Raw genomic sequence first — 6681 nt, forward strand, 5'->3', positions numbered from 1 at the left:
GTTCTATCTTAACAGGATTGATCGAACTACGACCAACATCGTAGAACGCACTGTCAAAGAATACATTTATTATTATAACAACATTCGTATTCAAACAAAACTAAACAACCAATCACCGATAAACTATCGGCAATTGGCTGTATAAAGGTGTTTTGATCCCTGTCTCAAAAACGGGGGTCAGTCCCTGGACCGAGCGCTTTTTTATATGCGATCGATGACAGCAAGTGTGCATCTAGACGTACAGACATGCCGGTTTCGATCATCTTTTATATCGATTTGGAATACCATTGTACGCCGTCCTACATGTACAGGAACAGCTATCGCTGTCACCACTCCATCCCGTACAGATTTTAAATGATTGGCATTGATCTCAATACCTGAGCAAACCTGCTGAGTTAAGTCTAAATGAGCAGTAGCGCCCATGCTCGCCACCGTTTCTGCTAGAGCAGCCGATGCTCCTCCGTGCAGTAATCCAAATGGCTGTTTTGTTCGGTGATCGACTGGCATTGTCGCAACGCAGCGTGATTGATTGCATTCCACAATTTCAATACCCAGTGCCTCAAGCAGTGTATTTGATCCACTCATATCCATCAAGGCCCTCTCCCTTCACACGTTTACAGCACACTTTCAGATTTTGCAATTAACACTGCTTCTGTTCGAGATCCAACATTCAGCTTATTAAAGATGGAAGTCAAACTGTATTCAATCGAGCGTTTGCTCAAATGAAGCACATCGGCAATCTCTTGGTTCGTGTACCCTTTTTCCACTTCTCTGAGGATTAAACACTCGCGCTCTGTTAACAGTTCATGATCCGGCTGCTGATCCTGTTCTGGCTTTTCTTGCTGCTGTGAAATTAATTTCTTTAAATAGGATAGCTGAATGACAACTTCTCCTTGCAATGTGCGGTGTATGTATTCAATCACTTTGTCTTTTGTCTCTGTTTTACTAATTGCACCATGCAATCCAGCCCGAATGGCCTCTTCGAAATAATCATCTACTTCATACCCTGTATAAATGATAATTTTCACTTGTTGATTCGTTTCTAAAATTTGTTTCGCAATGTCCATTCCATTGATATCCCCGAGATTTAAATCCATCAAGACCAAATCATAGATGGAAAAGTCATGCGTCTTTAAAAAGGCGGCTTCTGCATCAGGACTTAAACAATCGACTGATAGCTGCTGATCTGATTCTAATATGCTTTTTGTCCCTTCCATGACAGCCGGATGATCATCAATGACCAATATCTTCTTCATGTCTTCCTCCCTTTAAATCACTCACTTCCATTTTATATAAAAGACTTGGCAGATGCCAAGTCTTTATCCTTAATAAGTCGTTACAATTCCAATTCAATTTTCACCTTGAGCCCTTTTTCTGGGGCTGTATGAATTTGAAGCTTTCCATTTAACGCCTTGACTCGTTCCCTTATTCCCGATAGACCCATGCTTATTGTGTACTGATCAAGTTGGCTTGCGTCAAAACCTACTCCGTCGTCCTCATAGTGGAGAACAACCTGATCTTTAATACAAATCAGCATCACTAAGACTTGGTTGGCCTTAGAGTGTTTCAATGCATTGGATAACAGCTCCTGCACAATGCGGTAAATATTAAGCTGTGAGTCAATATCAATGTCCAGCTCTTTATCAAAGCGGGTCGTATTCAGCCTGATATGAAACGGAGCTTCCTCTTGGATTAGAGAAGTCAGCTTCGATATCCCCTTCACTAGGCCTAAATCATAAAGCAACTGCGGCCGAAGTTCATGACATGTTTCTCTCGTCGTTTGAATCACTTTAGACATTTGTTCATTCCATGCAATCAGCGAATGTTCAATAGAGGTTGAGCATTGATCGTTTTGGAAATTCGTTAAAAACATTTCTGACTGTCTTTTTAGTGAAATCAAATCCTGTAGCACGGAATCATGAAGATCCCTGGCTAAATCTGAGCGCTGCTTTTCTTCCATCGCAAACATAACTTTTTTCAGCCAAGCGGGATTCGCTTCACGCTGTTTCAAATCTTCAAGATGCTCCATCAATTCTTCGATCTTGACGACATTCTCTAAACTGACACTTGTATAAAATGCCAATGTTTTTAGCCAAGAAATGTCATCGCGCGTTAGCTTCGATGTCTTTAAATTTGATAAACAGCAAATCACAAACGAGTGACCGCCCCGCTCGCCAATTTTCATCATAAACCCTTTATTAAGCTCGATGATTTTCCCTACTTCACCTAAAATGTCTTGAAATTGATCGACATACTCTTTCCATAGTTTGCTGTCATCTGTCGACTCATCAATCTCTTCAATTTGTCCATCTTCCTTCACTTCAAGCACAAAGGCTTTATTGACAATGAGCACTTCTAATATCGTATATTTCAAATGATACAGTACTTGATGAAGAGATGATGCTTCACGAATGAGCTGCGTAAATTTAAACACACTATCCTGATAATTATGCTTCTCAGAAAATCGTTTCAGCCGGAAGCGGAAATCTAGAATTTCTTTGAAATAAAAGACCGCAAGCATGAGTGTATAAGTAATTAAGGCGAGCTTCAAAGTGTACTTCAAATCTTCTGGTTTCTGCAAAATGTAAAACGTGACGACAACAAAAATAGTCGGTGTGATCGCTAGAAAACCATAGTACCTCAGTCTACTAATCAGAAAATCCATATTGTAAAGTTTGTTCGTCATGAATTGGTATACGAGTGAAAAAGGAATAAGCAAGACAATGGATGTCAGGATAAAAGGATCAACCAAATACTTATCAAAAAACACATAGGGAATAGCAAAAAAGAGAATGAATGGACTGAACGACAAAACATTCATAATGGCAAAGAATTTTAAAACTGAGCCATGTGCTGTCTTTTTATATCTCTTCATACCTCTGACTATTAAATAAAGAGCTCCTAAAACTGTTCCGAAAAAAAACAGCAAACTGATACTCGGAACATATTTCCTGAATTCAGATGACACCGAAACGCCACTATGTACGGCAAGGTTAAAAATAGGGATCAAATATAAATATTTGATGAGCTTTGGATTCGTTAAGTGAACATCAAATTCCTTGAAATATTGATAGATAAAGTGAATATATAAAATAGACACACTTGATAAACACAATAAGAGAACATAATGGCTAAATCTATCACCAATTCCTGAAGTACCTGCACTCAGATACCCAATACAAATTGATAATAAGAATAATATTAATAAAAATGCAGATTTTCGTTGCGGTTCTTTGTTAATTTTAATAATAAAAAAGATGCAAAATAAGCATATTGAATATAGTAGAAGAGGGATTAAATAGATAAATAAGCTTTCGCGACCTATCAATGTCTTATTTTTAAGTGATATGATTTGGTTGCCTCTTTGTATATCAATTCTTTGCACATTTCTGAGCTTACCATTGATCATGTGGTCTTGAATTAAATTAGATTGTCCGTTTATCTTTAATATAATATCTCCTTCTTTTAACCCCGAAGAATAAGCTAAAGAAAGATATTCAACGTCAACAACTTCCGTTTGGCCGTTTTCATTCTTTTCTACACGTGCGCCATTAAAAATATCAAATACATAGATATATGAAATATAGATCACAAATAAAAAAGACAAAAATACAAGAAATGTGGACAATTTTGTATAGGTAAGCTTCATGTTTAAAACATCCTTAAGAAAAATCATTAAATCATCATACAGGTTTGAATCTCAAATTAATACTCCCAGATGTATTTTGCACTCATGTATTCTTTTTTTACACCCTCTATAATGGCTGCGGTTGTTTGTGCGTCAGCATGAATTAAGTTTGCATTTCCAGAAATCAATTCATCAATCACACCTGGGTTTTTTATTAGATATGCAATGATATTTTGAATATTCAATCATTTCCCTCCTTTGTCATAAATGCATATAATTGTTCCTTCTTTGTTTTAGGTAAATCAAGTTGCTCAATTCCTTGCCTCATCTTTAACAGCATAATCTCTCTCATGGATACCATGTACTGAGTCAAACCAGCTTCAAGTAATTTCTGTTTCAGTTGAAACGGCTGATGCTCAAACTCATTGAGCCTGCCTGAAAAGAACTCAAGCAACTCATGGCTGGCATCGTTAAAACGTCTCTCTAAAAAACTAAATGCCAGTGTTTGTTTTTTTTGCAAATCCCCGTTTGTTTTCGAAAATAACGCAAAAAAATCATTACTGATCTGCTCAGCAACACCATAATATATTGAATAAGATTCCACAGTTGGGTTGATTTTTCTCGTCGCTAAATAAACACCTAGTACACTAGAAAGAGCTGTTAATGATCCTGATTTTTTCCTTAAAACCTCTACACACTCTTCTTCTGTTCCATGTATATGACGCAAATCATCATGTTGTCCTTCCATTGATAATTTGATGAAGTGGAACAGCTTCTCAATTAGTTGAGAATCATTTTCACCTATTGATGTGATAGATTGGATACTCAGCGTATACAAATACGTAGACGCATTGATGGCCACCCCTTGGTTGACGTTCATCCAAGGATAAGAATCTTTATCCTGATCTTCAATATCATCTAATATATCGGCTGATAAGATGAGAAGTTCAATCCCTGCTGCCAGCTTTGTAATCGCTCGCTTGTCTTGTCCGCCAAATGCCTCATAATGCTCGTAAGCCAATTGCCCAAAGGGGAATTCATTCTTTATATTTGTAAATTCAAGAAGCAGCTTTTGTAAATCCTTTTGCCTGACTGCATGTTGAATAAAATCAGACATATTCTGCTTGATTTTTGTATTCTCTAGATAGTTTAGCATACTCGGTCTTGTACCTCACCCTTTCGTCTTTTATTTTACTAAAAAGACTTGAGCAAATGTCCACTGACATCACTATTTAACAATTATATAATAATATATCCTTTTTTTGTATGTATTTGGATAAAAAAAAGACTTGATGATTATCAAGTCTTTAAGAAATTTTCACATATTCATATTTGTCGTATTGATCAATGCTTTTGTTAATGTTATGAAGAGAGGCCGTTGTTTCTCTAATTTCGTTTTCAAGTTTCCATAATAATTGTTTAAGTTCTTCGATTTCATACTTTTCCATCGATTCCACTCTCCTTTTTTGGAAGATCAATGTATTTGTGTATGGTGATTGGGTCATAAGTATTTGATCTGTTACTAATAGTGTAAATGCAATTGAGTATTTTTTCACCGAAAAGTATGCACAAAATGTGTGCGTGATACCGCAAAATTCAATAGGTCTTTTTTCATCATTTTCTGACTTTTCAACTCGTACTTTTATCTCAATTTTAAAGGAAATGCGTCATTTTTACGACAAGAAAAGGAATCATTCGTCAAGATCCCCCACAACAGAACATACGCTTCCTTTTATTCTCTTGGTTTTTCATGTCATAGGTCAGACGACAGGCTCTACAGTAGACACCGCAATTTTTTGGCGACATTCACCGAAATTGACCGCAGAAGTACCTATTTTTATGATGAATTTACAAAGATAGAAAGATCATTTTGATTCTTTATTCTGATTTTCTACATACATTTAGAACAGATATCCGTCCAATTTCACTTTATGAGAGAAGAGGCGATCATATGTTTCACTATGTTCCTTATCCTCCTTTGCAGGTTCCCGCAATGCGGAGCGCATATCCACGTGCGCCTATGACCTTTCCTCCAGTGGATGCCCACTCGTTTCAAAGATCCGCAAAGGAATCAGCCCGGCTCATTGCTGACGCATCACTTATTACACAACAGATTTCCAGCTCGCTTTCGTTTGCCAAGCGAATGATGGAGGCTGCTGAACGCGCTGATACAACAATTGTCATCAGAATGCTGAAGCAAATCGGGGTGAAAAGCAATATTGATATCCGCTTTAGTCCAGAAGGCATTCGCATCTATTTATCTATGACTTCAAGCAAGCTTTTTCTGCTTTTACAGTGGGGATGACAAAGAAAAGCCGCTCTGACAGGGACTGACCCCCGTTTTTGAGACAGGGATCAAAACACCTTTATACAGCCAATTGCCGATAGTTTATCGGTGATTGGTTGTTTAGTTTTGTTTGAATACGAATGTTGTTATAATAATAAATGTATTCTTTGACAGTGCGTTCTACGATGGTGGTCGTAGTTCGATCAATCCTGTTAAGATAGAACGTTTCAGACTTTAGTGAGGAATGGAACGATTCGATGGAGGCATTATCAGCGGGTGTCCCTTTACGGGACATGCTCATGGTAATGCCTTTTATATGAACAGCTTTCTGATACTCGTAAGATGTATACACAGAACCTTGATCGCTATGTAACACGCAGTTCTTAGGCAGTGCTGGGAGCTGATCAAGTGTGTTTAAGATAAAGTCTGTGTCCTGCTTATCACCAATATTAAAAGCAATCACTTCTCCATTATATAAATCCAATATACTGGAAAGGTACAATTGTTTCTGTCCATAAGGCAAATATGTGATGTCCGTTACTAGTTTTTCAAGAGGACGATCAGATTGAAAGTTCCGATCCAGTATGTTACCGGCCACGGCATAGGGTTGCCCATTCTTCTTACGCTTTTTCATTTTAACACGGCATTGCCACTGGTTTTTCTGCATGATACGTTGAACAGTTTTATGGTTAATACGCATTCTCCTTTTTAGTATGGCTGTGATTTTTCGATATCCATATCGATACTTGTGCTTTCGGCACAACGT

The 6681-nt window shown here is 37.5% G+C and carries 9 protein-coding genes; 2 read left to right on the forward strand and 7 right to left on the reverse strand.

Going from position 1 to position 6681, the window contains the following annotated elements:
* The coding region (locus tag WAX46_RS15355) for an IS3 family transposase (protein ID WP_336493244.1) at positions 1-145 on the forward strand (145 nt) is incomplete at its 5' end.
* Positions 146-201: 56 nt separating this feature from the next.
* On the opposite strand, the gene WAX46_RS15360 is transcribed toward WAX46_RS15355, so the two are convergent.
* From WAX46_RS15360 to degQ, 6 genes are all read right to left on the reverse strand, one after another.
* Positions 202-591, reverse strand: coding sequence for a hotdog fold thioesterase (locus WAX46_RS15360; protein WP_226567432.1), 390 nt, complete (start codon positions 589-591; stop codon positions 202-204).
* Between the two features lie 23 nt (positions 592-614).
* Positions 615-1256, reverse strand: coding sequence for a response regulator transcription factor (locus WAX46_RS15365; protein WP_226567434.1), 642 nt, complete (start codon positions 1254-1256; stop codon positions 615-617).
* 80 nt (positions 1257-1336) lie between these two features.
* Complete coding sequence (locus tag WAX46_RS15370; protein ID WP_336494297.1) at positions 1337-3649, reverse strand: ATP-binding protein; 2313 nt, start codon at positions 3647-3649, stop codon at positions 1337-1339.
* Positions 3650-3705: 56 nt separating this feature from the next.
* Entirely contained in the window at positions 3706-3873 is a 168-nt protein-coding gene (comX, locus tag WAX46_RS15375) for a competence pheromone ComX (RefSeq protein ID WP_226567436.1), read from the reverse strand.
* Positions 3870-4784, reverse strand: coding sequence for a polyprenyl synthetase family protein (locus WAX46_RS15380; RefSeq protein WP_226567437.1), 915 nt, complete (start codon positions 4782-4784; stop codon positions 3870-3872). The genes comX and WAX46_RS15380 overlap by 4 nt, the downstream gene beginning before the upstream one ends.
* Positions 4785-4935: 151 nt before the next feature.
* A complete protein-coding gene (gene degQ / locus WAX46_RS15385) occupies positions 4936-5076 on the reverse strand; it encodes a degradation enzyme regulation protein DegQ (RefSeq protein ID WP_003213123.1) in 141 nt (46 codons plus the stop codon).
* 545 nt (positions 5077-5621) lie between these two features.
* Here degQ and WAX46_RS15390 point away from each other — a divergent pair.
* Positions 5622-5933, forward strand: a complete 312-nt coding sequence (locus WAX46_RS15390) for an inner spore coat protein (protein WP_336494298.1) — start codon at positions 5622-5624, stop codon at positions 5931-5933.
* Positions 5934-5994: 61 nt separating this feature from the next.
* Here WAX46_RS15390 and WAX46_RS15395 read toward each other — a convergent pair.
* Positions 5995-6681 (reverse strand): IS3 family transposase (locus WAX46_RS15395; protein WP_336494299.1); only part of this gene is annotated, 687 nt, incomplete at its 5' end.

The organism is Bacillus sp. FJAT-53060 (assembly GCF_037104745.1).
Taxonomy (GTDB): Bacteria; Bacillota; Bacilli; order Bacillales; family Bacillaceae; genus Bacillus; species Bacillus stratosphericus_B.

Bases quoted from the DNA above. Each gene is read 5' to 3' on its own strand.
- WAX46_RS15360 (WP_226567432.1), bottom strand. From the start codon at position 591: ATGGATATGAGTGGATCAAATACACTGCTTGAGGCACTGGGTATTGAA.
- WAX46_RS15365 (WP_226567434.1), bottom strand. From the start codon at position 1,256: ATGAAGAAGATATTGGTCATTGATGATCATCCGGCTGTCATGGAAGGG.
- WAX46_RS15370 (WP_336494297.1), bottom strand. From the start codon at position 3,649: ATGAAGCTTACCTATACAAAATTGTCCACATTTCTTGTATTTTTGTCT.
- WAX46_RS15380 (WP_226567437.1), bottom strand. From the start codon at position 4,784: ATGCTAAACTATCTAGAGAATACAAAAATCAAGCAGAATATGTCTGAT.
- degQ (WP_003213123.1), bottom strand. From the start codon at position 5,076: ATGGAAAAGTATGAAATCGAAGAACTTAAACAATTATTATGGAAACTT.
- WAX46_RS15390 (WP_336494298.1), top strand. From the start codon at position 5,622: ATGCGGAGCGCATATCCACGTGCGCCTATGACCTTTCCTCCAGTGGAT.